Here is a 24,698-nt window from a genome sequence, read left to right on the forward strand (position 1 = left end):
CGTGACCCGGTAAGGTTCCTTGCTCAGCACGGCAGGTTCGATCGCGAGATTCGCGGCCGCGGTGGCGCGGCCTGTCAGGTTGACGACCTTGCCTTGCAGGTCATTGCCGCCATCGGCCGGAATGAAACGGGCAGGGCTGCCGACCGAGAGCCGATTATAGACGGACTCCGTGACGTTCGCCGTCACGACCGCTGTCGAGCAATCGATCAATCGGGCGAGATCCTGGCCGACGCGAACCTGCTCGCCGGGAGAGACCATCGCTTCCCAGATACGCCCGGTCACCGGAAGCGTCATCGCGACGTCCGACTGGGTCTCGTAGCGCCTGCGCGCTGTGGCGAGCGCGGCTTCCAGCTGTTTCGCTTCCGCGTCGAGGCCCGCCAGCTCCGAACGGAGATCGGCGATGCGCTGGCGCATCTCGTCACCGCGCTGCACCGAGCTCGGCCGGTCATTGTAGCTGTCGCCGAGGAAGATCCGGTTGCGCGCTGCGGCCAGCTCGACCTTTGCCGCTGCAAGCCGATGGCGCGTCGAGGTTTCCGTCCCCGTCGCGATCGCGACCTCGCGCGACAGGCGGTCGAACTCGGCGGCCGTGACGTTCCCGGTTCGCGCCAGCGCCACGGCCCGGCCATAGGCGGCGGCGGCCTCTTCGCGCCTGGCAACAGCGACGCCGATCAGGCTTTCGAGCTCGGCAGTCCTTGCGGTCAATTGCTCGATCCGGCCCAGCCTGAACGCCTCGGCCTGCCGGTCGAGATCGGTTTCCGCAGCTTGTGCGGTGGCGAGCTTGGTGTTCAGTGTCTCCCGCTGGCTCGCCAGCTTGGCGAGCGCCTGTTCCAGCTCGTCGAGCCGGCCGCGATCGGCGCGCGGATTGACGATACGGAGCAAGGTCGAGCCCTGCGCGAGGGCAGTGGAAGCGGCCAGCTCCGCCGGCGATGCGACGATCTCGCCCGCGATGGGCGAACGCAGCGTCATCAGACGCGCATTGACCACGGCCTCGACGCTCGATGTCTGTAGCAGCGTGCGCAAAGGCACCAGCCCGAAGGCGGCGACAACCGCTGCCCCGAGCAAGACCTTGCCCGCCCGCCGGACGGGAGGCGTCAGCACAGGTCGCCACACCGGCTGCGAAGCAGCGCTTCCGGCCTCGGGCCTGGGCTCGGCGCCGTCGACATATTGTTTCAGCCGGCTCTGCAGGGCGCGAGCGTCCTGGTGTTCCGCGCTGCTGGCCGCGGCAGCTGGGGAAGCTGCCTCGTGAATCTCGGCCGAAGCCCGGTCCGGCTTCGCGTCGCCCGCGCCGGATTTCGCTTCGGATGTCTTGGAATGTAGACCTTGATGGGCCATTTGCTGCGTCCCGGCTGTCGAACGGAACGATTGGGCAGAGCAATTTCCTAAAGCTTAAACCGCCGCTTTCGCGAACCCGAACCCAAGAACAGCGGAAACAAACGATGAAGTGGAGGCGTTCAACTGTCTATACGGAAGATTTACGTTCTGGTTTTTGGTGCCGGTACCGTAGCGGTCTGGCGTCAGCTAGCTGATGCTGCCTTTCGAAATCCGCTGGCCGGTGCGGGGGCGATCGGCAGAGCGCTTTTTGAAGCCCGGATAAGAAAATCAGATTCTTTCGCGCTCGCGACACTGTGTGGGTGATGCGTCTCCCCGAACTCTCTCCGCGATATCCGGGCACGCCGTTCCGCGTCTGTTTGCCTGACGACAAATGCGCCTTTGGTCCTCCCGGGTTGCATCCGGCAGTGGCTGTGTTCTCTCGCAGGACCTGCTAGGGGAAAGATATTCTCCGTTCCAGCCGGCAGGGCCTCATGCAGTTCTCTCCCAATTTCGACGAGCGGATCGATCGCCGCGGCACCCATTCGGCCAAGTGGGACAAGATGGAAACCGTCTACGGCGTGCCGGCCGATGGCGGCATCGCGATGTGGGTCGCGGATATGGATTTCCGCCCGCCGGCCTGCGTGCAGCACGCCCTCGACGGCATGAATGCCCACGGCATCTACGGCTATTTCGGCGATGACCGGGCCTATCTCGCCGCGATCCGCTGGTGGATGCTGAACCGGCACGGCTGGGAGGTCGAGCCCACTTCGGTCTTCACCACGCATGGCCTCGTCAACGGCACCGCGCTCTGCGTCGAGGCCTATACCAAGCCGGGCGATGGCGTCGTCCTGATGACGCCGGTCTACCATGCCTTCGCGCGCATCGTGACCGCGTCCGGCCGCCATGTCGTCGAATGCCCGCTGGCGCTGGAAGAGGGGCGCTACGTCCTCGATATTCCCGCCTGGGACGCCGCGATGACCGGCAAGGAGCGCATGCTCATCCTCTGCTCGCCGCATAATCCGGGCGGCCGTGTCTGGACGCGCGACGAGCTGCGAGCGATCGCCGATTTCTGCAAGCGCCACGACCTGATCCTGGTTTCGGACGAGATCCACCACGACCTGGTCATGCCCGGCCAGAAGCACACGGTGATGCCGGTCGCGGCGCCCGAGATCATGGACCGCCTGGTCATGATGACGGCGACGACCAAGACCTTCAACATCGCCGGTGCTCATATCGGCAACGTCATCATTCCCGACGAGCGGCTGCGGGCGCTGTTCCGCGGGCGCATGGATGCGCTCGGCATCTCCCCGAACTCCTTCGGCATGGCGATGGCGACCGCCGCCTACAGCCCGGAGGGTGCGGCCTGGGTCGATGCGCTCAATCTCTATCTCGACGGCAACCGCCGCATCTTCGATGCCGGGATCGACGCGATTCCGGGCGTGCGTTCCATGCCGCTCGAATCGACCTACCTCGCCTGGGCGGATTTCTCCGGGACGGGGATGGATCCGGCCGAGTTCACCGGCCGCGTCGAGAAGCAGGCCAGGATCGCCGTCAACCACGGCCCGACCTTCGGCAAGGGCGGCGGGAGCTTCCTGCGCTTCAACCTGGCGACGCCGCGCTGTGTCGTCGAGGAAGCTGTCGAGCGCCTGAAGCTCGCCTTCGCCGATCTGCAATAAACCACCGCTGCGGAAGCTTCGGAACGGATAGGCCCGCGCTGCCGATTGACGGAAGCCGGGCCGCGTGGAACATCGTCGGCACTACCGTAATATGGGGATGGAATTATGAAGTTGACCCTGGCGCTTGCCGCCGCTGTCGTTTGCGCCGTTTCGGTTTCGGCGGAGGCGCAGACCCTGAAGACCATCCAGTCGCGCGGCGTCCTCAACTGCGGGACCGGCGCGAATCTCGCTGGCTTCGCCGTTCCCGATGCGAATGGTGTCCTGACCGGCATCAATGCCGACTATTGCCGGGCGCTCGCTGCTGCTGTCTTCGGCGACAAATCCAAGGTCAAGTTCATCCAGCTGCCGTCGAAGGACCGGATCACGGCGCTCCAGTCGGGCGAGACCGATCTCATCGCCGCCACCACGACCTGGACCATGAGCCGTGACACCACGCTCGGCCAGAACTTCCGCGCGACCTATTACTATGATGGCCAGGGCTTCATGGTGAAGAAGTCGCTGAACATCAAATCGGCGAAGGAGCTCAGCGGCGCCTCGATCTGCATCCAGCAGGGCACCACGACCGAGCTCAACACCGCGGACTATTTCCGCAAGAACAACATGAAGTTCGAGCCGGTGACCTTCGCGACCAACAACGAGGCGACCGAGGCCTATGAGAGCGGCCGCTGCGATGCCTTCACCACGGACGCGTCCGGCCTCTATTCCGAGCGTATGCGCTTCAAGTCGCCGGCCGATCACATCGTGCTGCCCGAGACGATCTCGAAGGAGCCGCTGGGCTACGTCACCCGTCACGGCGACGACCAGTGGTTCGACATCGTCACCTGGGTCCATTTCGCGCAGGTCACGGCCGAGGAACTCGGCGTAACCCAGGCGAATGTCGACGAAATGCGCGAGAAGTCGGACAATCCCGAGATCAAGCGCCTGCTCGGCAAGGAAGGCACCTTCGGCGAGGCGCTCGGCCTCAAGAACGACTGGGCCTATAACGCCATCAAGGCGGCCGGCAATTACGGCGAGATGTTCGAGCGCAATCTCGGCCAGGGCTCGTTGCTCAAGATCGCGCGCGGCCAGAACGCGCTCTGGAACAATGGCGGCCTGATGTACGCGGCGCCGATCCGCTAAGCGCGGCGCGAACGGTTTCACGACCTGAGGAAAGGCCCGGCTGCGCCAAGCAGCCGGGCCTTTCTGCATCCGGCCAAGCGTGCCGCGCCTGCCGGCAATCCGCGAAAACCCCTTGCGATCCGCCGCGGACAGGCGGAATGAAGACAAGGCTGTTTCAGTCCGAAAAGGTGAGGGTGAAGGCGATGGCGGCTCCGATCGTTCCGGCAGGCGAAGCTGTGACCGAAAGCGAGGCGTTCCGCCCGCATACCTCGCATTGGGGCGTGTTCTCGGCGCGCATGAAGAACGGTGAGCTCGAAGTCCGTCCGCATGAGGGCGATCCCGACCCCAACGAGATCATCCAGAACTTCCCGGCAGCCCTGCGCCACCGCGCCCGCATCGCCCAGCCCATGGTCCGTCGCGGCTGGCTGGAGAACGGCCCCGGTCCCGATAGCCGTCGCGGCAGCGACGACTATGTGCCGATGTCCTGGTCGGCGGTGCTCGACAAGCTTGCCGCCGAGCTGCGCCGCGTGCGCGACGATCACGGCCCCAGCGCGATCTTCGGCGGCTCCTATGGCTGGGCCAGCGCCGGGCGCTTCCACCATGCCCAGAGCCAGATCCACCGCTTCCTCAACACCTCGACCGGCGGCTATGTGAAGTCGGTCAACAGCTATTCCTCGGGCGCGTCCTCCGTCCTCGTGCCGCATATCATCGGCGATTACGAGGACCTGGTGAAGCGCAACGTCTCCTGGGAGCAGATCGCCGATCACAGCGAGATCGTGCTCGCCTTCGGCGGCATGGCGCTGAAGAACAGCATGGTCGCCGGCGGCGGCACCAGCCGCCATGTCGAGCGCGGCGCGATGGAGCGGGCGCAGGAGCGCGGCTGCGAATTCGTGCTGGTGAGCCCGCTGCGTGAGGACCTGCCTCCCGGAGCCCGCGCCGACTGGGTCGCGAACAAGCCCGGCAGCGATACTGCGCTGATGCTGGCGCTGGTCCATACGCTCGTGGTCAGCGGCCTGCACGACCGCGCCTTCCTCGACCGCTACACGGTCGGCTGGCCGGTCTTCGAGCGCTACCTGCTGGGCGAGGCCGACGGCCAGCCCAAGGACGCGGCCTGGGCTGCACCGATCGTTGGCCTGCCGGCCGAAGAGATCGAGGCGCTGGCGAAGCGCCTGCATGGCAAGCGCGCGCTCATCGTCGTGGCTCATGCCCTGCAACGCGCCACCCACGGCGAGCAGCCGGTCTGGATGGGCATGGTGCTCGCGGCGGCGCTCGGGCAGATCGGCCTGCCGGGCGGTGGCTATGGCTACGGCCTCGGCGCGATCGCCTATTACGGCCGGCGCTACAACGCCGTGCCGATGCCGACCTTCTCGCAAGGCAAGAATCCCATCAGCGATTACATCCCGGTCGCGCGGATCTCCGACATGTTGCTGGGGCCCGGCACGACCTATCGCTATAACGGCCAGACCCGGACCTATCCGGAGATCAAGCTGGTCTACTGGGCCGGCGGCAACCCGTTCCACCATCACCAGGACCTGAACCGCCTGCGCGAGGCCTTCTCCCGCATCGATACGCTGGTCGTGCACGAGCTCGCCTGGACCGCGACGGCGCGCCATGCCGATATCGTGTTGCCCTGCACGATGACGCTGGAGCGCGAGGATATCGGCGGCAATCCCAATGACCCGCTGCTGGTGCCGATGCATCCGGTGGTCGCGCCCTATGGCGAGGCGCGCGACGACTACGCGATCTTCGCCGATCTCGCCGAGCGGCTCGGCACGGGCGAGGCCTTCACCGAGGGCCGCACCGCCCGGCAATGGCTGGAGCATCTCTATGAGCCGACCCGCACGGCGTTGGCGGCGAAGGGCTTGCCGGCGCCGAGCTTCGCCGAATTCTGGGCGGGCGAGGGCTTCGACCTGCCGCAGCAGCCGGACGATGGCGGCAATCTGCGCGCCTTCCGGGCCGATCCGGATGTTTCGCCGCTGCCGACGCCATCAGGCAAGCTCGAAATCTTCTCCGAGACCATTGCGGGCTTCGGTGAGGCCGATTGCCCCGGTCACCCGACCTGGCTCGGCGCCAGCAATGTCCCTGACGACGCCAACCCCTATGTGCTGGTCGCCAACCAGCCGCGGACCCGCCTGCACAGCCAGTTCGATTTCGGCGGCCATAGCAGCGAGGGCAAGCTTCGCGGCCGTGAGGTCGCACGCATGCACCCGGAAGATGCTGCCGCGCGCGGCCTCGTCGATGGCGACATCGTCCGTATCTCGAACGAGCGCGGGGCCTGCCTCGCCGGCGTGATCATCACCGACGGCATCCGCAAGGGCGTCGTGCAATTGCCGACCGGCGCCTGGTACGATCCGGTCGACCCGACCGAGGACAAGCCGCTCTGCGTCCACGGCAATCCGAATGTCCTGACGCGCGACATCGGCACCTCGGCCCTGGCGCAGGGCTGCACCGGCCAGCTCACGACGGTTCAGGTCGTGCGTTTCGATGGCAACCTGCCGCCGATCCAGGCCTTCGATCCGCCGGGATCGCGCACGGCCGAGGCCGCCGAATAAGCCATTACGGCATGGGAAACCGCGATCCACTGCTCTGGAAACCGGCGGCGGATCGCGTAAGAGCTGTTACGCCTGATTATCCGCTGCCTGCCTCCCGCGAGATCGCATGTCCTCCTCCTATATCGACACCTATTACCGCCGCACGCTCGCAACTGGAGAGAGCTATCCGCCGGCCGAAGGCACGCTGAAAACGGATATCTGCATCGTCGGCGGCGGCTTGGCGGGCCTCACCGCCGCGCTCGATCTCGCCCGCGCCGGCCGCTCCGTCCTGCTTCTGGAGGCTGAGCGCGTCGCCTGGGGTGCCTCGGGTCGCAATGGCGGCTTCGTCAGTCCGGGCTATGCGACCTCGCTCGCCGCGATCGAGCGCCAGACCGGTCGCGACCATGCCGATGAACTCTATCGCCTGACCATGGAAGGCGTCGAGATCGTTCGCGGCAATATCGAAAGTCTCGCCATCACGGAAGCCGCGCCGTCGCCGGGCATCATGAAGGTCGTGCGCTATGATGGCGGCGCCGGACTGCAGGCGGTGCGCGACACGCAGGAGAAGCGGTTCGGCCGGAAGCTGCGCTATCTCGGCCGCGACGAGACGCGCGCGCTGCTCAACTCGCCGAAATACCACGCCTCGCTGACGGCCGACGATTCCTTCCATTTCCACCCGCTGAATTATGCCCGCGCCCTCGCTCGCGAGATCGTCCGGCTCGGCGGCAGGATCCACGAAGGTTCGCCGGTTATCTCCTGCGAGCTCGACGGCGCCGTGAAGCAGTTGAAGACGGCCAAGGCGACGATCGAGGCCGAGCAGGTGCTGTTCACGACTGGCGGTTATACCGGCGACGCACTGCCGGCCTTGCGCCGCGCCTATATCCCGATCGCGACCTATGTCCTGCTGACCGAAGCGGCGCCGGACCTGATCCGCTCGGCCATCCGCATCGGCACCGGCGTCGGCGACGATCGGCGCGCGGGCGACTACTACCGCACGGTCGAAGGCGGCTCGCGCATCCTCTGGGGCGGACGCATCACCACGCGCACGACCGAACCCAGCGACGTCGCCGCGATTCTGCGCCACGAGATGGTCACGACCTATCCGCAACTCGCCGAACTCAAGATCGAGACCGCCTGGTCGGGCCTGATGTCCTATGCCCGCCACCTCATGCCGCAGATCGGCCAGTATCGGTCGGGCGTCTGGTACTGCACGGCGTTCGGCGGCCACGGCATGAACACGACCGCGATCGGCGGTACCGTCATCGCCGAGGCGATCCGCGGCGCCAGCGACCGCTACAAGCTGTTTGCGCCCTTCGGCCTGGTTTGGAACGGCGGCCCCTTCGGCACGGCAGCAGTCCAGTTGACCTATTGGAGCTATCAGGCCGCGGACCTGATCCGCGGGCGCTAAGCCGGTCGTCATGGTCGGGACAAGCCCGACCATGACGGAAGCGTCGTGTTCATGGGTTTTGGGCTCGAATCTTCGGCCCGCCCCGGAAGGACAGGGGTGGTTGTGGCCGGGAACGATCCTGCAATTGTCCACGCTATCTAGCGGGTCGGGCCATCCGGCCGTCGCAAGGTGCGTTTCACGGCGCGTTTCAACTGGTCGCCGGCCTTGCGCACGAGTTCGCGATTACCATGCTTGCTTCGCTTGCCGGGCGGCAGCGCGGGGGGCGGCAGGGGCGTTTCCCTGTCTCGCAGCGCCGCTGGGCCGGAGGATGACGGCTCGGCAGCAATGAGCATGAGGTCGGGGCCGTTCGCCGGCAGCGCCGCCAAGGCCGGATCGACGAAGGCCTTGATTGGCAAGTGGTCGGAGGCGACGCGTGCCAGCGGCGTGTCATGGACCGCCACGTCCGAGAGGATTTCCGGGCGGTTGGCGATGATCCGGTCAAGCGCCAGCAGGGGCAGCCCGGCGGGGAAGCTCGGCACGGGCAACGGCATCGTGCCGAAGGCCGCATCGAGCGCGCTCAGTGCCGAGCGGCCGCCGAGGCGCCATTCGTTGAGATCGCCGAGCAGCAGGGTGGGGCGCTCGTCCCGGCTGCGCATGAGCTCGATGATCATGCGGGCCTGCTGCGAGCGCGAGCGCCTGAGCAGGCCGAGATGCGCCGCGACGATCCGCAGCGCCGCCCCGCTTTCGAGGTCGATATCGACGACCAGCGCGCCGCGTGGCTCCAGCCCCGGCAGCGAGACCTGATGGACGTCGCGCACCAGGCCCTGCCGAAACAGCACGACATTCCCGTGCCAGCCGTGCGCTGCGGCATTGGCGCTTTCGACGGGCACCGGAACGAGCCCGGTTTCTTCCTTCAGCCGCGCGAGGTCGAGCAGGCCGTGGCGCGCGCCGAAGCGCTTGTCGGCCTCCTGCAGGGCGATCACGTCCGGCGCGATCTCGCGGATCACCTGCCCGATTCGGCCAGGGTCGAAGCGGCCGTCGACGCCGACGCATTTATGGACGTTGTAGGAGGCGACCAGCGTACCATTGGGGCGGCCGTTCTCGCCCGCAGGTGCAATTCCAGGGCGGTTCTTGCGCTGGCGCAGCGAGGCGATGATGCTGGCGGGCAGGCTCTGGTTCTTCTTCTGCATCGCTCCGCCGGCTCGTGCGCCGGACCCGCCTTGATGGGACGGGTAACGGCTTAGGCATCCATGGCGTCAGGGAGATGACCGCCTTGACTCAGAGATAGGGCGAGCCGAGCCAGATCAGCCTGTCGATCAGACGCATGACATAGGGCCGGGCGCGCAGGCCGGCAAGCGTGACCGGGGTCGCGCTCGCCATCACTGTCTCGATCCGCCGCTCGATCTCGCGGGCGAAACCATGGTCGAGGATTTCGAGGTCGATCTCGAAATTCAGGCGCAGCGAGCGCGGGTCGAGATTGGAGGAGCCGACATAGGCCCAGCTGCCGTCGACGGCGAGGAGCTTGGAATGGTCGAAGGCCCCGGTGGAGCGCCAGATACGGCAGTAATTCTTGAGGATCTGGTCGAATTGCGCGGTCATGGCGCGGTCGACCAGCACGAGATTGTTGACCGACGGCACCACGATATCGATGTCGACGCCGCGTCGCGCCGCGGTGACGAGCGCGCTGATCAGTTCCTGGTCCGGCAGGAAATAGGGCGACATGATCTTGACCGAGTCGCGAGCCACCGACAGCGCGCCCATCAAGAGCTTGTGATTGGTTTCCAGATAGGCATCCGGCCCCGACGGCACCGCGCGCGCCAGCACCGGCATGCCGCCGCGCACCCCGACCGGAATTTCCCAGGCGGGACCTGCGAGCGTCTCGCCGGTGGCGAAGCTCCAGTCCTCGGCCGCCACTGCGAAAAGATCGGCCACGACCGGGCCTTCGATGCGAAAATGCGTGTCATGGGCGAAGGCATCGCCGGCGAATTCGCGCGTGAAGCCTTCACGGATGTTCATCCCACCCATGAAGCCGATCGTGCCGTCAACGACGATGATCTTCCGGTGCGTCCTGAGATTGGCATAGGGCAGCCGCAAGCCCACGATGATGTTGCCGTTGAAGACGTCGACCGCGACCCCGCCCTCGCGTAGATGCCCGGCGATGCTCGGCACCGAATAGCGCGCACCGACCGCATCGATCAGGACGCGCACCGCGATGCCGCGGCGCTGCGCCTCGATCAGCGCATCGGCGATGCGCAAGCCGATCGGGTCGCGGTCGAAGATGTAGCTTTCCAGGATGATGCTGCGCTCGGCTGCCGCGATGGCCGCAAGCATGGCGGCATAGGCCTCGTCGCCGGTCTCCAGGATCTCGATGCGGTTGCCGGTGGTCAGCGGGTGGCGGGCGACGCGGTCGCCGAGCGTCTTGAGCGCGAGGAAGCGCCGGCCGAAATGCGTCTCGACCGTTTCGTCCTCGACATGAAAGTCGGCCGCCGCCATGTCGTGGCCCGGCCGCTGGGCCAGGATCGAGGCGCGGCGGATGCGGTTGACCCCGGCGATGGCGTAGAGCAGCGGCCCGACGATCGGCGAGAGGATGATGACGCCGACCCAGCCGATCGCGGCGCGCACCTCGTCCTTGGTCATCACCGCATGCGCGCCGGCGATGGTCGACGTCACGATGGTGATGACGGCGAGGATATGCGGCCAGTAGGTCGAGAGAATCCCCCACATGCGGCCGAATCTAACCCGCGGCGGTTCGATCCGCCATCTCAGCCGGTCCGGGCGCAGGCCGTGAAGGACGAGACTTGATCCGCGTCACTCTCTGGCAGGGGCATGGGGATGGCCAGAAGACTCGACTCGCCTTCCGGTGGGGAGCGTTCTATAAAAGAACAAAGAGAGAACAATTATCGTGCTCCCATGCCGGAAACCGCATCGACCCTGTCCGACCTGCGCCGCAGCCTTGCCGAAGCCGCTCTGCGGAGCGGCCCGGCTGCGGCCGGGCGGATCGGCCTGGGCGTGCCTGCGCTGGACGAGGCCCTGAACGGCGGGCTGGCGCGGGCGGCACTGCACGAGATCTACGCTGCCGAGGTCGCTGATCTCGCCGCCGCGACCGGCTTCGCGCTCGGCCTCGCATTGCGGGCGGGGCAGGTGGAGGAGAAGGCAGCAGGCCGGCCGATCCTCTGGGTGCGGCAGGATTTCGTCGATGCCGAAGCCGGGCGGCTCCATGCGCCGGGGCTGAACGAGCTCGGCCTCGATCCGGCGCGCCTGCTCTTGGTGCGGGCGCGCGACGGCGAGGGCGTGCTGCGGGCCGGAGCCGAGGCGGCGCGCTGCCCGGCGCTCAGTGCCGTGCTGATCGAGCCCTGGGGTGAGCCACGCCCTTTCGATCTGACGGCGAGCCGCCGCCTCGCTTTGGCGACGGAAGCCTCGGGCGTGCCGGTGCTGCTGCTGCGCGTAGCCGCGACCGAGGCGCCGAGCGCAGCGCGCACGCGCTGGCAGGTGAGGGCGTTCGCTTCGCGGGCGCTGGAGGCGAATGCGCCCGGCGCCCCGGCCTTCGCCTTGAGATTGCTGCGCCAGCGCGGCGGCGCGGCCGAGCGTGAGTGGCGTGTGGAGTGGGACCGTGACCGACATTGCTTTGCGGAACGCAGCCTTTCCGATCGAGCTTCCCGGACAGGCCATGCCGCGCCGCTATCTCGCCCTCTGGTTTCCCTATCTGGCGACGGACAGGTTGCGGCGGATGGGCGCGATTCCGGCCTCCGGCGCGCCGGCTGAGAAGCCGCATGCGTTGGTCGAGATACAGGGCAACGCCCTGCGCCTCGTTGATTGCGACCAGCGCGCCGTCGCTCTCGGGCTGACCCGAGGAATGACGCTGGCCGATGCCCGCGCCCGCATCCCCGATCTCGTCGTGCTGGAGACGCAGCCGCAGGCGGACGGCGAATTCCTCGAAGCGCTCGCCGGTTTCTGCGACCGCTTCACCCCGCTGGTTGCGCTCGACGAGCCGCATGGCCTGATGCTCGACATCACCGGTTGCGCCCATCTCTTCGGTGGCGAAGCGGGGCTCGGCACGCTGGCGGCGCGGGCCATGCAGCGCGGCGGCCTTCAGCTCAAGGCCGCCATCGCCGGCACGCCGGACGCTGCCCGCGCCTGCGCGCGCCATGGTCGCGGCGGCATCGTCCCGCCGGGGCAGGAGGAGGCTCTGCTGCGTTCATTGCCGACCGCGGCGCTCGACACCGACGCCGAAACTGTGATCGCGCTCTCCCGCGCCGGCCTCAAGACGCTTGATCATCTGGCGGAGCGCCCCTCCGAGACGCTTTCCGCTCGCTTCGGCGAGGCCTTGGCGGTCAAGCTTCGGCGCATCCTTGGCCATGAGGATCGCCGCATCACGCCCCTGCGCCTGCCGCCCGATTGCGTGGTCGAGCGCCATTTTGCCGAGCCCTTCGCCGATACGGCGAGCCTTGAGGCCGTGGTCGTCAGGCTGATCGGAGAGGCGGCGCGGGTGCTGGAGGTGCGTGGCGAGGGTGGGCGCGTCTTCGAGCTCGGCTTCTTCCGCAGCGACGGCACGGTGCGCCGCCTCGTCATCGAAACCGGCCGCCCGTCGCGCGATGCCGGGGCGCTGCTCCGGCTCTATCGCGAACGTATCGAGACGCTGGCCGATCCGCTCGATCCCGGCTTCGGCTTCGATGCGATCAAGCTCGCCGTGCCGCTCTGCGAGCCGCTCGACACGCCCCAGCACAGCCTCGACGGCCGTGCCATCGAGGAGGAGGCGGTGGCCGATCTCGTCGACCGGCTCGTCACCCGCTTCGGCCGCGACCGTGTGCTGCGCTTCGCGGCGCAGGACACGCATCACCCCGTCCGCGCCGCCAAGGCGCTTTCGGCTGCCGCGCCAGTGCCGGAAACGCCCTGGCTCGCGCCCGAGCCGCAGGAACCGCCGGCCCGCCCCCTCCAGCTCTTCGAGCCGCCCCAGCCGGTCGAGGCCATCGCCGAGGTGCCGGACGGCCCGCCGATCCGCTTCCGCTGGCGTCGCCTCACTCACGACGTCGCCCGCGCCGAAGGCCCCGAGCGCATCGCGCCCGAATGGTGGCGCGACGGTTCGGACGAGCCGATGCGCGATTATTACCGCGTCGAGGATGCGCAAGGCCGCCGCTTCTGGCTTTACCGCGTCGGCTTCTACGAGGCCGACAGCGCCCCGCCGCGCTGGTTCCTGCACGGGCTCTTCGCATGAATCAGATTGAGAGCTTCTTCGCCGAACCCGCTGCCGCCTCGCATTTTTCCTTCCTGCGCGGCGCCTCGCCGGGGCCGCATATGGTGCTGACGGCGCTGCTGCTCGGATACTCCGGCATCGGCATCGCCGATCGCAACACGGTGGCGGGCGTGGTGCGCGCCTGGGCGGCGTTGAAGCAGTTGCGCGAAGACGGTCTGCCGGCGCCCGACAAGGTCAGGCAAGGCGGCAGCCCCGGCGAGTATATCTGGGTCGAGAACCCGGATTTCGCTGATCATCCCATCGAGCCCGAGCCGATGAAGGCGAAGGCCGAATGCTTCAAGCTCGCGACCGGCACCCGCCTCGTCTTCGCCGACGGCACGCCCGATATCGTCGTCTATCCCGCCAACCGTGCCGGCTGGGGAAGGCTCTGCCGCCTGCTCAGCCATGGCAATCTGAAAGAGGGCGTGAAGAAGGGCGAATGCCATCTCGCCCTCGACGACCTCCTGAACGATGCCCGCGACCTGCTGCTGATCCTGATGCCGGGGCGTAGCCTCGATGGTCTGCCCGCATTGCTCGCCCGGCTGGATGATGCAGCGCCCGGTGCAGTCTGGCTCGGCGCCAGCATGCACCGGCGCGGCGACGATCGCCGCCGCCTCGCGCGCCTGAAGGCGGTTGCAGCCGCGACCCGCACGCCGCTGATCGCGACCAATGACGCGCTCTACGATTCGATCGCCCAGCGTGACCTGCAGGACGTGCTGACCTGCATCCGCGAGGGCGTCACCATCGAGCGGGCCGGGCGCCTGCTCGAATCCAATGCCGAGCGCCATCTCAAGCCGCCGCAGGAGATGGCCCGCCTGTTTCGCGACGCGCCCGAAGCCATCGCCGAGACGCAAGCTCTCTTCTCCCGCATCGAGTTCGATCTCGGCCAATTGAAATACGAATATCCCGACGAGCCGATCCCGCCCGGCTGGAAGGACCAGGACTGGCTGGTGGAGCTGGTCCGGCGCTGCTGCCTGATCCGCTATCCAGACGGCGTGTCGGAGAAGGTCGAGAAGCTCTTGGCGAAGGAGCTCGAACTGATCGGGAAGCTCGAATACGCCCGCTATTTCCTGACCATCCGGCAGATCGTCGAATTCGCCGAGAGCAGGGGCATCCTCTGCCAGGGCCGCGGCTCGGCCGCCAATTCCGCCGTCTGCTACGTGCTCGGCATCACCGCCGTCGACCCCGCCGACAACGACGTGCTGTTCGAGCGCTTCATCTCGACCGAGCGCAAGGAGCCGCCCGATATCGACGTCGATTTCGAGCATGAGCGGCGCGAGGAGGTGATCCAGTGGATCTATGATTTCTATGGCCGCGAGCGTGCCGGCATCGCCGCGACCGTGATCCATTACCGGCCGCGCAGCGCCATCCGCGAGGCCGGCAAGGTGCTGGGCCTGACCGAGGATGTCACCGCCCGCATCGCCGACACGAATTGGGGCAGCTGGGGCAGCGAGATCGGCGATGCCCGCGTCCGCCAGGCCGGGCTCGATCCGACGAACCCGACGATCCGCCGCGCCGTCGATTTCGCCACCCGGTTATTGGGCTATCCCCGCCATCTTTCGCAGCATGTCGGCGGCTTCGTGCTGTCGCGCGGGCGCCTCGACGAGACCGTGCCGATCGGCAACGCCGCGATGGACGACCGCACCTTCATCGAGTGGGATCGCGACGACATCGACGAGCTCGGGTTGATGAAGGTCGACGTGCTGGCTTTGGGCATGCTGACCTGCATCCGTAAGGCCTTCGATCTGATCAAGGAGAACGGGGGAAAGGATTACGCGCTCGCGGACTTCAAGGATGGCGACGAAGCAACCTACGACATGCTCTGCGAGGGCAAGTCGCTCGGCGTCTTTCAGGTCGAGAGCCGCGCGCAGATGAACATGCTGCCGCGGTTAAAGCCGCGGGAGTTCTACGACCTCGTCATTCAGGTTGCGATCGTTCGGCCCGGACCGATCCAGGGCAATATGGTCCACCCCTATCTGAAACGGCGGGCGGGGATCGAGGCGGTGACCTACCCGGTGCCTTCGCCAGAGCATGGGCGGCCGGACGAGCTATTCGAAGTCCTGAACAAGACCAAGGGCGTGCCGCTCTTCCAGGAGCAGGCGATGAAGCTCGCCATGGTCGCCGCCAAATTCTCCGACATCGAAGCCAACGGCCTGCGCAAGGCGATGGCGACCTTCCGCAATGCCGGGACGATCCATCACTTTCAGGACATGATGGTCGAGCGCATGGTCGCGCGCGGCTATGAGCGCGATTTCGCCCAGCGCTGCTTCGACCAGATCAAGGGCTTCGGCAGCTATGGCTTCCCGGAAAGCCACGCCGCCTCCTTCGCCAAGCTGGTCTACATTTCCTCCTATCTGAAGCGATGGCATCCAGCTGCTTTCGCTGCCGCGCTGCTGAATTCGCAGCCGATGGGTTTCTACGCTCCCGCCCAGATCGTGCGGGAGGCGGAGGAGAACGGCGGCGTCGAGCTAAGGCCGGTCGATGTGAACCAGAGTGCCTGGGATAACGGGCTGGAGGCGGTTGATGATGAGCAACCCGCAGCGCGAGCTAACTGCTCTTATCCATGCGACCTTGCCAAAAAGGTCGCGGGGAACCCTCTCCCGGAGGGAGAGGGCAGGGTGAGGGGTAGGCCGTTGGAAGGTTCGTCGAAAGCTAACTGCGGCGGCGCCGAAATGGGACGCTCAACTGGTCCAGCGGCCGACACCTCACCCCTGCCCCTCTCCTTACAGGAGAGGGGGACTGCCGATGCGTCCGCTCGAAATGCGGCTCGCGGACCTGAGAACGGCGCAGGCGAGCCGAAGCAAAAACACCCCTTCGCGCTCCGCCTTGGCTTCCGCCAGATCGACGGCTTCAAGGAGGATTGGGGCAAGACCATCGCGCGAGAGCGGGAAGCGGGCGGCCCCTATCGCGACGTCGAGGAACTGATGCGTCGGGCCAATCTTCCCGCCCGCGCCATGCGCCTGCTTGCCGATGCCGATGCCTTTAGATCCCTCGGCTTGGATCGCCGCGAGGCGCTCTGGGCCGTGCGGCGCCTGCCGGACGATCCTGCTCTGCCGCTCTTCCAGGCCGCACAGGCCCGTGAGCTGGGTTCGGAACGGCGCATGGCGCTGCCGATCATGCCGCTGGCCGAACACATCGTCGCCGATTACCAGACCGTCCGGCTTTCGCTGAAGGGCCACCCGATGCAGCTTTTGCGTCCGCGCTTCCGGCGCGAGGGCGTGCTGAGCAGTGCGGAAACCGAGGCGAAGCCCGATGCCGCCTTCGTCCGTACGGCAGGGATCGTGCTGGTGCGCCAGCGGCCGGGGAAGGGCAACGCCATCTTCGTCACGCTGGAGGACGAGACCGGCATCACCAATGTCGTGATCTGGGCGCGATTGTTCGAGCGTTTCCGCCGGGAGGTCATGGGCGCGCGGTTGATGCTGGTCGAGGGCCGGGTCCAGAAAAGCGTCGAGGGCGTCACACATCTCATGGCCCAGCGCATTGCCGATTGCTCGACCGACCTGCTCTCGCTCTCGGACACGCATCGCGCCGAGGTGCCGATGCCCGTCGACGAACTGAAGAACCCGCCGCTGCCGCGCCATCGCCACCCGCGCAATGTGCGCATCCTCCCGAAATCGCGGGATTTCCATTGAGAGCGCAGACGTTTCGCTCAGTCTTAGCCATCTTCACGCGGGTCATCCCGGGCGAAGCGAAGCGCAGACCCGGGATCCATTCCGGAGCGCTGCCGAAAGAGGTTCGGGCATGGATCCCGGATCGGCGCCGCTCCGCGGCGTGTCCGGGATGACGGCCAGAAGGTTGCGCGGGCGGAGCACCGCTCCCGGCGGTGTCGGAAACGTCCGCCAAAACAAACTTCTCCCATGGAAGTAAAATAAGAAAAAACACGCTACCTGCTGTAAATTGATCCCTTGCCGCCATGGGTATAAGTGGTTCGTTCGATTTACCGAACAGGCGGCCAGAACCATGGCGAACGGCTTCGGCTCGGACGAACCCACAGCGACCACGCCGGCAGAGGCACTGCTGGCGCGTCGTGCGGCTGCTTTGGATGCAGCGTTCGGCAAGGCGGATCTTCCCGCGCGCCTTGCGGGTATCGTCGGGGAAGCAAACGGGCGGGTGGTCTTCACCACCTCCTTCGGCCTCGAAGATCAGGTGCTGACCCATTTCATCGCGACGGCGAAGCTGCCGGTCACTTTCGCGACGCTCGATACCGGCCGGCTCTTTCCGGAAGTTTATGCACTCTGGCAGGAGACCGAGGAGCGCTACGGCATCCTGATCCGCCCGTACTATCCGCGCCATGACTCGCTCGAGCTCCATGTCCGCCAGAACGGCATCAACGGCTTCTATGCCTCGCGCGATGCCCGCAAATCCTGCTGCGACATTCGCAAGGTCGAGCCGCTCGGCCGGGCGCTCGCCGGCGCCGCTATCTGGCTGACCGGCCTGCGCGCCGACCAGTCGGCCGCGCGCGGCGGCGTGGAGCTGGCGGAGGCCGATGTCGCACGCGGCCTGGTCAAGGCGAGCCCTTTGATCGACTGGACGCGCGAGCGCGCGCTTGCCTTCGCCGAAGCGAACGGCGTGCCGATCAACCCGCTGCACGCGCATGGCTTCGTCTCGATCGGCTGCCAGCCCTGCACCCGTGCCATCCGCCCAGGCGAGCCGGAGCGGGCCGGGCGCTGGTGGTGGGAGGACGACGCGGCCAAGGAATGCGGCCTGCATGTCGGGCCGGACGGACAGCTGTCGCGTGTGAAATCCGCGCCGGCGGAGACCCATGCATGATCCAGCTCAGCCATCTCCAGAAGCTCGAGGCGGAGGCGATCTTCATCATCCGCGAGGTCGTCGCGACCTGCGACAAGCCGGTTTTGCTCTATTCGATCGGCAAGGATTCCGCCGTCCTGCTGCATCTCGCGATGAAGGCCTTTTATCCGGCCAGGCCGCCTTTCCCGCTGCTCCATGTCGATACGACCTGGAAGTTCCGCGAGATGATCGCCTTCCGCGATGAGACGGCGAAACGGCTCGGGCTCGACCTCATCGTCCACATCAACCGTGAGGGCGTCGAGGACGGCATCAACCCCTTCACCTCCGGCTCGCGCGTCCATACCGACGTGATGAAGACACAAGGGTTGAAGCAGGCACTCGACCTCTACAAGTTCGATGCGGCTTTCGGCGGCGCGCGCCGCGACGAGGAGAAGAGCCGCGCCAAGGAGCGCGTCTTCTCGCTGCGCAGCCCCGAGCATCGCTGGGACCCGAAGAACCAGCGTCCCGAGCCCTGGCAGCTCTTCAACACCCGCAAGCATCGCGGCGAGAGCTTTCGCGTGTTTCCGCTCTCCAATTGGACCGAGCGCGACGTCTGGGACTACATCGCCCTGGAGAACATCCCGGTCGTGCCGCTCTATTTCGCCGCGCCGCGCCCGGTCGTCCGGCGCGACGGCGCCTGGATCATGCGCGACGACGAGCGCATGGACCTGCGTCCAGGCGAGACCGTCGAGACTCGGCAAGTCCGTTTCCGCACGCTCGGTTGCTACCCGCTGACCGGCGCCGTCGAGAGCGAGGCGGCCAGTCTCACCGAGATCATCGCCGAGATGCGCGCGTCGCGATCCTCCGAGCGGCAGGGCCGCGTCATCGACCATGACGGTTCGGGCTCGATGGAGCAGAAGAAGCAGGAAGGCTATTTCTGATGGGCTTCGCCATCGCCAGGAACCTGGCCAAGAAGAATCCGAAGGCACCGAGACCGGCCCAGACTCTTCTCCCTGCCAACGATGCGCCGGCGGCTTCCGAAACCGGCCAGCACTCGCTGCTGCGCTTCATCACCTGCGGCTCGGTCGATGACGGCAAGTCGACCTTGATCGGCCGCATGCTCTACGAGGCCGGCGCGGTCTTCGACGACCAGCTCAGCGCGCTCGACAGCGATTCCCGCAAGTTCGGAACGCAAGGCGCGGCGCCCGATTTCGCGCTGCTGGTCGATGGCCTTTCGGCCGAGCGCGAGCAAGGCATCACCATCGATGTCGCCTATCGCTATTTCGCGACGGAAACGCGCAGCTTCATCGTCGCCGACACGCCCGGCCACGAGCAATACACCCGCAACATGGCGACCGGCGCCTCGACCGCCGATCTCGCGATCATCCTGGTGGATGCGCGCAAGGGGCTATTGCCGCAGACGCGCCGCCATTCCTTCATCGTCTCGCTGGTCGGCGTGCGCCATGTCGTGGTCGCCATCAACAAGATGGACCTTGTCGACTATGACGAGGCTGTCTTTGCGCGGATCGTGGCCGAGTATCGTGCGGCGGTGCGGAGTCTCGGCTTCGTCTCGATCCGCTTCATTCCGGTCTCGGCCCGGGACGGCGAGAACGTCATGCGCCCGTCCGCGCTGATGCCCTGGCACGACGGCCCGGCGCTGCTGCCCTATCTCGAAAGCGTGGCGATCGCGGGCGCCGCGCCGGCTGATGAAGGCTTCGTCCTGCCGGTACAATGGGTCAACCGGCCCGATCTCGACTTCCGCGGCTATGCCGGCGCCGCCGTCGCCGGCCGCGCCCGCGTCGGCGATCCCGTCGTGGCGCTGCCCTCCGGCCGCACCAGCCGCATCGCGCGCCTGATCGGCGCAGCGGGCGAGGCCAGCCAGATCGCCGCCGGCCAGGCCGCCACGGTGACGCTGGAGGACGATATCGACATCTCGCGCGGCGATGTCATCGCCGCGGCGGGCTCGGCGCTTCTCGTCAGTCGCGGCCTGACGGCGCGCCTGCTCTGGACCGGCGAGCGCGCCATGCTCGAAGGCGGCCAGTTCGTGGTGAAGCTCGCGACGCAGAGCGCCAATGCCACGGTCGAGGCGCTGCATCACAGCATCGATATCGAGGGCTTCCAGCCGCTGCCGGCGCAGAGCCTGGGCATGAATGGCATCGGCCTGGTGACGCTGCGCCTGGACCGGCCTCTGGTCTCGCTGCCCTATGCTCGCAGCCAAGAGCTCGGCGGCTTCATCCTGATCGACCGGATCAGCAATGAGACCGTGGCCTTCGGCTTCGTCGAGCCGGGTGAGGGCGCTGTCCAGCAGGCCGTCGGCGAAGGCGGCGTGCTGGCGCGGGCGAAGCGCGGCGTCGTCGGCATCGTGGGCCGACGGGGTACGCCGGATCGCAAGGCGTGGCTGGCCGGCGTGAGCTGGCGCGTCCTGAGCACGGCGGGGTTGTTCGCGGCGGCCTTTGCGTTGACGGCCAATGCGGCGGCGTCCCTGGCACTGGCTTTCGGCGATATCCTGCTGCGACCGGGCTTGCGGGCGCTGCATATGCGGCTCTGGCGGAAGGCGCCGGTCGGAGTGCTGCAGGACGGCGCAGGAATTTGAAGGCGGAAACGCTTCTCCCCTTGTCATTCCGGGGCGCGCCATAGGCGCGAACCCGGAACCCACGACTGGGTGAGATATCCGATGCCGCGTGACAAGCCGTTCACCGGTCGTGGGTTCCGGGTTCTTCGCTCCGCGAAGCCCCGGAATGACAACCAAGGCTCCGCATTATCTCGGCAATTGCACGCTACCGCCCACCACCGCCGTCGCTTCGATCTCGACCATCGCTTCCGGCTCGACCAGCGCGGCGACCGCAACCACGGCCATGGCCGGGAAATGCCGGCCGAAGGCCTCGCGATAGATCGGCCCCAGTTCCTTGAGGCTGGCGCGATAGGTCTCGATATCCGTGACGTACCAGGTCAGGCGCACGATATCCTCGACGCGTCCGCCGCCGGCCTCGACCACCGCTCTGATGTTGAGGAAGGTCTGGCGTAATTGGCCGACGAAGCCCTTGGCGAAGACGCCTTGCGCGTCCCAGCCGACGAGGCCGCCGGTGACCAGCACGCGGCCTGCCGCCACCATGCCGTTGGCATAGCCGCGCGGCTGCGGCCAGCCTTCGGGCAGGATGGCGCGGGATTGCGGAAGTTCGGACATGCGTGTCGCCTCGGTTTCGGCCGTTCAGGCTCTGTTGGAAGGAGGATCAGGTCTCGCCGCGTGCGATCTGGCGGAGCGCAAAGCGTTGCAGTTTGCCGGTGGCCGTCTTCGGCAGGGCTTCGACGAATTCGATGGCGCGCGGATATTTGTAGGGCGCGATGCCGGCCTTCACATGCTCCTGCAGCACCTTGACCAGCACGTCGTCGCCCGTGATGCCCTCGCGCAGCACGACATAGGCCTTCACGATCTGCCCGCGATCCGGGCAGGGCGCACCGACCACGCCGCATTCCGCCACGACCTCATGGGTCAGCAGGCAGGCTTCGACCTCCGGCCCGGCGATGTTGTAGCCGGCGGAGACGATCATGTCGTCGGAGCGGGCCTGGTACCAGAAATAGCCGTCGGCATCGCGCAGATAGGTGTCGCCAGTGATGTTCCAGCCGTCGATGATATAATTCGCCTGCCGCGCGTCTGCGAGATAGCGGCAGCCGGTCGGGCCGCGCACGGCGAGGCGCCCGGGCGTGCCGTCCGGCACGTCGCGCCCTTCGGCATCGACGATCTTCGCCTCGTATCCCGGCACGGGAATCCCGGTCGAGCCCGGCCGGATCTTTTCGCGCGGCGCGCCGATGAAGATATGCAGCATCTCGGTCGCGCCGATGCCGTCGAGCAGCGGCATGCCGGTCCGCGCCTGCCAGGCGTCGAAGGTCGCCTTGGGCAGGGCCTCGCCGGCTGAGACGCAGATGCGCAACGAGGCGATGTCGCGCCCGTCGAGCTTGTCGAGGATGGCGCGATAGGCCGTCGGCGCGGTGAAGACCACGCTGACCTTGTGGCGTTCGATCGCGTCGATCAGGTCGGCCGGGCCGGCCCTTTCGGGCAGCACCATCGCCGCGCCGATCCGCATGGGGAAGAGCACGAGCCCGCCGAGCCCGAAAGTGAAGGCGAGCGGCGGCGAGCCGGTGAAGCGGTCCTCGGGCGAGGCTTTCAGCACGCGCGCGCCATAGCAGTCGCAGATCGCCAGCATGTCCTGGTGGAAATGCATGGTACCTTTCGGCTCGCCCGTGGTGCCGGAGGTGAAGGCGATCAGGCAGACATCGTCGCGCGCCGTGTCGACGGCTTCGAAATGTGCGTAGCCCGGCTGCGCCATCAGCGCGTCCAGCTCGCTGTCGGCGCTGCCGAAGGCAACGATGCGGGCAAGCCCCGGCACCTGCGCCTTGGCGCCTTCCAGTTCGGCGGTGAGGCGATGGTCGCAGAGGGCGAGCGCGATCTTCGCCTTGCGCAAGGGATAGGCGAGTTCGCCCGCCCGCAGCATCGGCATGGTCGCGACCGCGATGCCGCCGGCCTTGATGACGGCGAGATAGGCGGCGACCATCATCGGCGTGTTGCCGGCGCGCAGCAGCACGCGGTTGCCGCTGACGAGGCCGAGATCACGCGTCAGCACATTGGCGATGCGGTTCACCTTGTCGGCAAGCTCCGCATAGCTCCAGTGCAGGTCTGAGGCGATCACGGCGGTGCGGTCGCCGCGCCCCTCGGCGAGGTGCCTGTCGAGCAGCTCGGCGACGCAGTTCAGCCGCTCGGGATAGGCGAGCCCTGCTTCTTCCACTCTCAGATCGGGCCAGCTTTCGCGCGGCGGCAGGTTGTCCCGCGCGAAGCTGTCTTGATGCCCCGATCTCGCGAATCCGCTTGCTGTCATTGCGTTCCCCTGCAGGAGCCAGATCCGATCAAGTCCCCTCGGCCTGATCGAAACCGTCCCTAACGATCTGCTCTTCCGGCCTGTGATTTCAGGAGGTCGCGCGCGATCACGACCTTCTGGACTTCCGAGGCGCCCTCGTAGATGCGCAACGCCCGGATCTCCCTGTAGAGCTCCTCCACCTTGACGCCCTTGGTGACGCCGAGCCCGCCATGGATCTGGACGGCCCGGTCGATCACGGCTTGAGCGTTCTCGGTCGCGATGAGTTTGGCCAGCGCCGCTTCGCGGGTGACGCGGGCCGCACCGCGGTCCTTGGTCCAGGCGGCGCGGTAGACGAGGAGGGCTGCGGCATCGACCTCAGCCGCGCTGTCGGCGATGGCCGCCTGCGAGAGCTGGAGATCGCCGAGCGTGCCGCCAAAGAGCTTGCGGCCATTGGCATGCTCAAGCGTCTCGTGCAGCGCGCGGCGCGCAAAGCCGAGCGCGGCGGCGCCAACCGTCGAGCGGAAGATGTCGAGCGTCGCCATGGCGACTTTGAAGCCATCGCCGGCTAAGCCGATGCGGTTTTCGAGCGGCACGCGGCAGCCCTCGAAGCGCAGGGTCGCCAGCGGATGCGGCGCGATCACCTCGATGCGTTCAGCGATGGAGAGGCCGGGCGTATCGGCCTCGACCAGGAAGGCGGAGAGCCCGCGCGCCCCCGGCGCCTCACCGGTGCGAGCGAAGACGACATAATGGTCGGCGATGCCGCCGTTGGAGATCCAGCTCTTCTCGCCGTCGATGCGAACATGGCTGTTACCGTCCGGTGTCGCTGTCGTCGCCATGGCGGCGACGTCCGAGCCGGCTTCCTTCTCGGAGAGGGCGAAGGCGGCGATCCGCTTGCCCGCTGCGACATCGGGCAGGATCCGCTGCTTCATCGCCTCGGAGCCGGCGATCGAGATCGAGCCGGTGCCGAGCCCCTGCATCGCGAAGGCGAAATCCGCGAGCCCGTCATGCGCGGCCAGGATCTCGCGGGCGAGGCAGAGTGTGCGCACGTCTAGCTTGTCGGAGAGCCCGCCATAGGCCGCCGGAACGGCAGCCTTCAGAAAACCCGCAGCACCCAGGGCCGCGACGCGCGCCCGGCAGGCCTCGTCCACGTCGTCATGCGGCAGGTCGGCGAGATAGGAATCGGCCCAGCCGGAGAGCTCCGTGGCGAAGGCGCGGTGGCTCTCCTCGAAGAACGGCCAGTCCAGCGTATCGCCGAGGATGTCGAGGCCGAGATGAGGGGCGGGGTTCATCTCAGTTGCCCTCGAAGATCGGCTTCTGCTTCGCGGCGAAGGCATGATAGGCGCGGGAAAAGTCCTCTGTCTGCATGCACAGGGCCTGCGCCACGGCCTCGGCCTCGATCGCGCTCTCGACCGACATCGCCCATTCCATTTCGAGCATGCGCTTGGTCATGGCATTGGCGAAGGTCGGCCCATCCGCCAGCTCGGCGGCGAGCGTTTGTGCCTCGGACAGCACGGCTTCCGGCGCGCAGATGCGGTTGAGGAAGCCCCAGCGCTCGGCTTCCTCGCCCTTGAGCACGCGGCCGGTATAGAGCAGCTCGGCGGCGCGGCCCTGGCCGATGATGCGCGGCAGCATTGCGCAGGCGCCCATGTCGCAGCCGGCAAGCCCGACGCGGTTGAACAGGAAGGCGATCTTGCTGCCGGCGGTGCCGAGCCGCAGATCGGAAGACATCGCGACGATCGCGCCGGCGCCGGCGCAGACGCCATCGATCGCGGCGACGATCGGCTGCGGGCAGGCCCGCATCGCCTTGACCAGCTCGCCCGTCATTCGGGTGAACTTGAGCAGGTCCTTGGTCTCCATCGCGACCAGCGGCCCGATGATCTCGAAGAC

16 protein-coding genes and 1 pseudogene are annotated in these 24,698 nt (G+C 67.1%); 10 read left to right on the top strand and 7 right to left on the bottom strand.

Annotated elements, in window-relative coordinates:
• Nucleotides 1–1,098, bottom strand: a 1,098-nt coding sequence (locus Q0Q02_RS18090; RefSeq protein WP_293811423.1) for an HlyD family efflux transporter periplasmic adaptor subunit, incomplete at its 3' end; no start/stop codon positions are given.
• A gap of 704 nt (nt 1,099–1,802) precedes the next feature.
• Here Q0Q02_RS18090 and Q0Q02_RS18095 point away from each other — a divergent pair.
• The 4 genes from Q0Q02_RS18095 to Q0Q02_RS18110 all read left to right on the top strand — a co-directional run bounded on the left by Q0Q02_RS18095 (nt 1,803) and on the right by Q0Q02_RS18110 (nt 8,024).
• On the top strand, nt 1,803–2,987 hold the full coding sequence (locus Q0Q02_RS18095; RefSeq protein ID WP_293811425.1) for a MalY/PatB family protein: 1,185 nt from the start codon (nt 1,803–1,805) through the stop codon (nt 2,985–2,987).
• A 102-nt stretch (nt 2,988–3,089) separates the two neighbouring features.
• On the top strand, nt 3,090–4,106 hold the full coding sequence (locus tag Q0Q02_RS18100) for an amino acid ABC transporter substrate-binding protein (protein WP_293811451.1): 1,017 nt from the start codon (nt 3,090–3,092) through the stop codon (nt 4,104–4,106).
• Nucleotides 4,107–4,288: 182 nt separating this feature from the next.
• Nucleotides 4,289–6,637 carry a molybdopterin guanine dinucleotide-containing S/N-oxide reductase gene (locus Q0Q02_RS18105; RefSeq protein WP_293811453.1) on the top strand — a complete coding sequence of 783 codons (2,349 nt, stop codon included), beginning with the start codon at nt 4,289–4,291 and terminating at the stop codon, nt 6,635–6,637.
• A 106-nt stretch (nt 6,638–6,743) separates the two neighbouring features.
• Entirely contained in the window at nt 6,744–8,024 is a 1,281-nt protein-coding gene (locus Q0Q02_RS18110) for an FAD-binding oxidoreductase (RefSeq protein ID WP_293811427.1), read from the top strand.
• 371 nt (nt 8,025–8,395) lie between these two features.
• On the opposite strand, the pseudogene Q0Q02_RS18115 reads toward Q0Q02_RS18110, so the two are convergent.
• Nucleotides 8,396–9,193: pseudogene (locus Q0Q02_RS18115) on the bottom strand (endonuclease/exonuclease/phosphatase family protein); the annotation flags it as partial.
• 88 nt (nt 9,194–9,281) lie between these two features.
• Nucleotides 9,282–10,727, bottom strand: a complete 1,446-nt coding sequence (locus Q0Q02_RS18120; protein ID WP_293811429.1) for a phospholipase D-like domain-containing protein — start codon at nt 10,725–10,727, stop codon at nt 9,282–9,284.
• A gap of 186 nt (nt 10,728–10,913) precedes the next feature.
• Between Q0Q02_RS18120 and Q0Q02_RS18125 the strand changes: the two genes are divergently transcribed.
• From Q0Q02_RS18125 to Q0Q02_RS18150, 6 genes are all read left to right on the top strand, one after another.
• Nucleotides 10,914–11,765: an ImuA family protein gene (locus Q0Q02_RS18125; protein ID WP_293811431.1), complete on the top strand. Its 852-nt coding sequence runs from the start codon at nt 10,914–10,916 to the stop codon at nt 11,763–11,765.
• Entirely contained in the window at nt 11,671–13,215 is a 1,545-nt protein-coding gene (locus tag Q0Q02_RS18130) for a DNA polymerase Y family protein (RefSeq protein WP_293811433.1), read from the top strand. Before Q0Q02_RS18125 ends, Q0Q02_RS18130 begins: the two co-directional genes overlap by 95 nt.
• The gene (locus Q0Q02_RS18135; RefSeq protein WP_293811435.1) at nt 13,212–16,865 is read left to right on the top strand and encodes an error-prone DNA polymerase; all 3,654 of its coding nucleotides are present in this window, start codon (nt 13,212–13,214) and stop codon (nt 16,863–16,865) included. The genes Q0Q02_RS18130 and Q0Q02_RS18135 overlap by 4 nt, the downstream gene beginning before the upstream one ends.
• Nucleotides 16,866–17,193: 328 nt before the next feature.
• Nucleotides 17,194–18,003: a phosphoadenylyl-sulfate reductase gene (locus Q0Q02_RS18140; protein ID WP_293811437.1), complete on the top strand. Its 810-nt coding sequence runs from the start codon at nt 17,194–17,196 to the stop codon at nt 18,001–18,003.
• On the top strand, nt 18,000–18,902 hold the full coding sequence (gene cysD / locus Q0Q02_RS18145; protein WP_293811439.1) for a sulfate adenylyltransferase subunit CysD: 903 nt from the start codon (nt 18,000–18,002) through the stop codon (nt 18,900–18,902). The genes Q0Q02_RS18140 and cysD overlap by 4 nt, the downstream gene beginning before the upstream one ends.
• Nucleotides 18,902–20,554 carry a GTP-binding protein gene (locus tag Q0Q02_RS18150; RefSeq protein ID WP_293811441.1) on the top strand — a complete coding sequence of 551 codons (1,653 nt, stop codon included), beginning with the start codon at nt 18,902–18,904 and terminating at the stop codon, nt 20,552–20,554. The genes cysD and Q0Q02_RS18150 overlap by 1 nt, the downstream gene beginning before the upstream one ends.
• Nucleotides 20,555–20,719: 165 nt before the next feature.
• Here Q0Q02_RS18150 and Q0Q02_RS18155 read toward each other — a convergent pair whose 3' ends face one another.
• The 4 genes from Q0Q02_RS18155 to Q0Q02_RS18170 all read right to left on the bottom strand — a co-directional run.
• Nucleotides 20,720–21,145, bottom strand: coding sequence for a RidA family protein (locus Q0Q02_RS18155; protein WP_293811443.1), 426 nt, complete (start codon nt 21,143–21,145; stop codon nt 20,720–20,722).
• 46 nt (nt 21,146–21,191) lie between these two features.
• On the bottom strand, nt 21,192–22,832 hold the full coding sequence (locus Q0Q02_RS18160) for a benzoate-CoA ligase family protein (RefSeq protein WP_293811445.1): 1,641 nt from the start codon (nt 22,830–22,832) through the stop codon (nt 21,192–21,194).
• Nucleotides 22,833–22,891: 59 nt separating this feature from the next.
• Nucleotides 22,892–24,100: an acyl-CoA dehydrogenase family protein gene (locus tag Q0Q02_RS18165; RefSeq protein ID WP_293811447.1), complete on the bottom strand. Its 1,209-nt coding sequence runs from the start codon at nt 24,098–24,100 to the stop codon at nt 22,892–22,894.
• 1 nt (nt 24,101) lies between these two features.
• On the bottom strand, nt 24,102–24,698 hold a 597-nt coding region (locus tag Q0Q02_RS18170), incomplete at its 5' end, for an enoyl-CoA hydratase family protein (protein WP_293811449.1).

It is taken from the genome of uncultured Allobosea sp., assembly GCF_945956895.1.
In the GTDB taxonomy this organism is placed as follows: domain Bacteria; phylum Pseudomonadota; class Alphaproteobacteria; order Rhizobiales; family Beijerinckiaceae; genus Allobosea.

What these genes read in the sequence shown, in the direction of transcription:
- Q0Q02_RS18095 (WP_293811425.1), top strand. Translation starts at nt 1,803, where the DNA reads ATGCAGTTCTCTCCCAATTTCGACGAGCGGATCGATCGCCGCGGCACC.
- Q0Q02_RS18105 (WP_293811453.1), top strand. Translation starts at nt 4,289, where the DNA reads ATGGCGGCTCCGATCGTTCCGGCAGGCGAAGCTGTGACCGAAAGCGAG.
- Q0Q02_RS18110 (WP_293811427.1), top strand. Translation starts at nt 6,744, where the DNA reads ATGTCCTCCTCCTATATCGACACCTATTACCGCCGCACGCTCGCAACT.
- Q0Q02_RS18120 (WP_293811429.1), bottom strand. Translation starts at nt 10,727, where the DNA reads ATGTGGGGGATTCTCTCGACCTACTGGCCGCATATCCTCGCCGTCATC.
- Q0Q02_RS18125 (WP_293811431.1), top strand. Translation starts at nt 10,914, where the DNA reads ATGCCGGAAACCGCATCGACCCTGTCCGACCTGCGCCGCAGCCTTGCC.
- Q0Q02_RS18130 (WP_293811433.1), top strand. Translation starts at nt 11,671, where the DNA reads ATGCCGCGCCGCTATCTCGCCCTCTGGTTTCCCTATCTGGCGACGGAC.
- Q0Q02_RS18135 (WP_293811435.1), top strand. Translation starts at nt 13,212, where the DNA reads ATGAATCAGATTGAGAGCTTCTTCGCCGAACCCGCTGCCGCCTCGCAT.
- Q0Q02_RS18140 (WP_293811437.1), top strand. Translation starts at nt 17,194, where the DNA reads ATGGCGAACGGCTTCGGCTCGGACGAACCCACAGCGACCACGCCGGCA.
- cysD (WP_293811439.1), top strand. Translation starts at nt 18,000, where the DNA reads ATGATCCAGCTCAGCCATCTCCAGAAGCTCGAGGCGGAGGCGATCTTC.
- Q0Q02_RS18150 (WP_293811441.1), top strand. Translation starts at nt 18,902, where the DNA reads ATGGGCTTCGCCATCGCCAGGAACCTGGCCAAGAAGAATCCGAAGGCA.
- Q0Q02_RS18155 (WP_293811443.1), bottom strand. Translation starts at nt 21,145, where the DNA reads ATGTCCGAACTTCCGCAATCCCGCGCCATCCTGCCCGAAGGCTGGCCG.
- Q0Q02_RS18160 (WP_293811445.1), bottom strand. Translation starts at nt 22,832, where the DNA reads ATGACAGCAAGCGGATTCGCGAGATCGGGGCATCAAGACAGCTTCGCG.
- Q0Q02_RS18165 (WP_293811447.1), bottom strand. Translation starts at nt 24,100, where the DNA reads ATGAACCCCGCCCCTCATCTCGGCCTCGACATCCTCGGCGATACGCTG.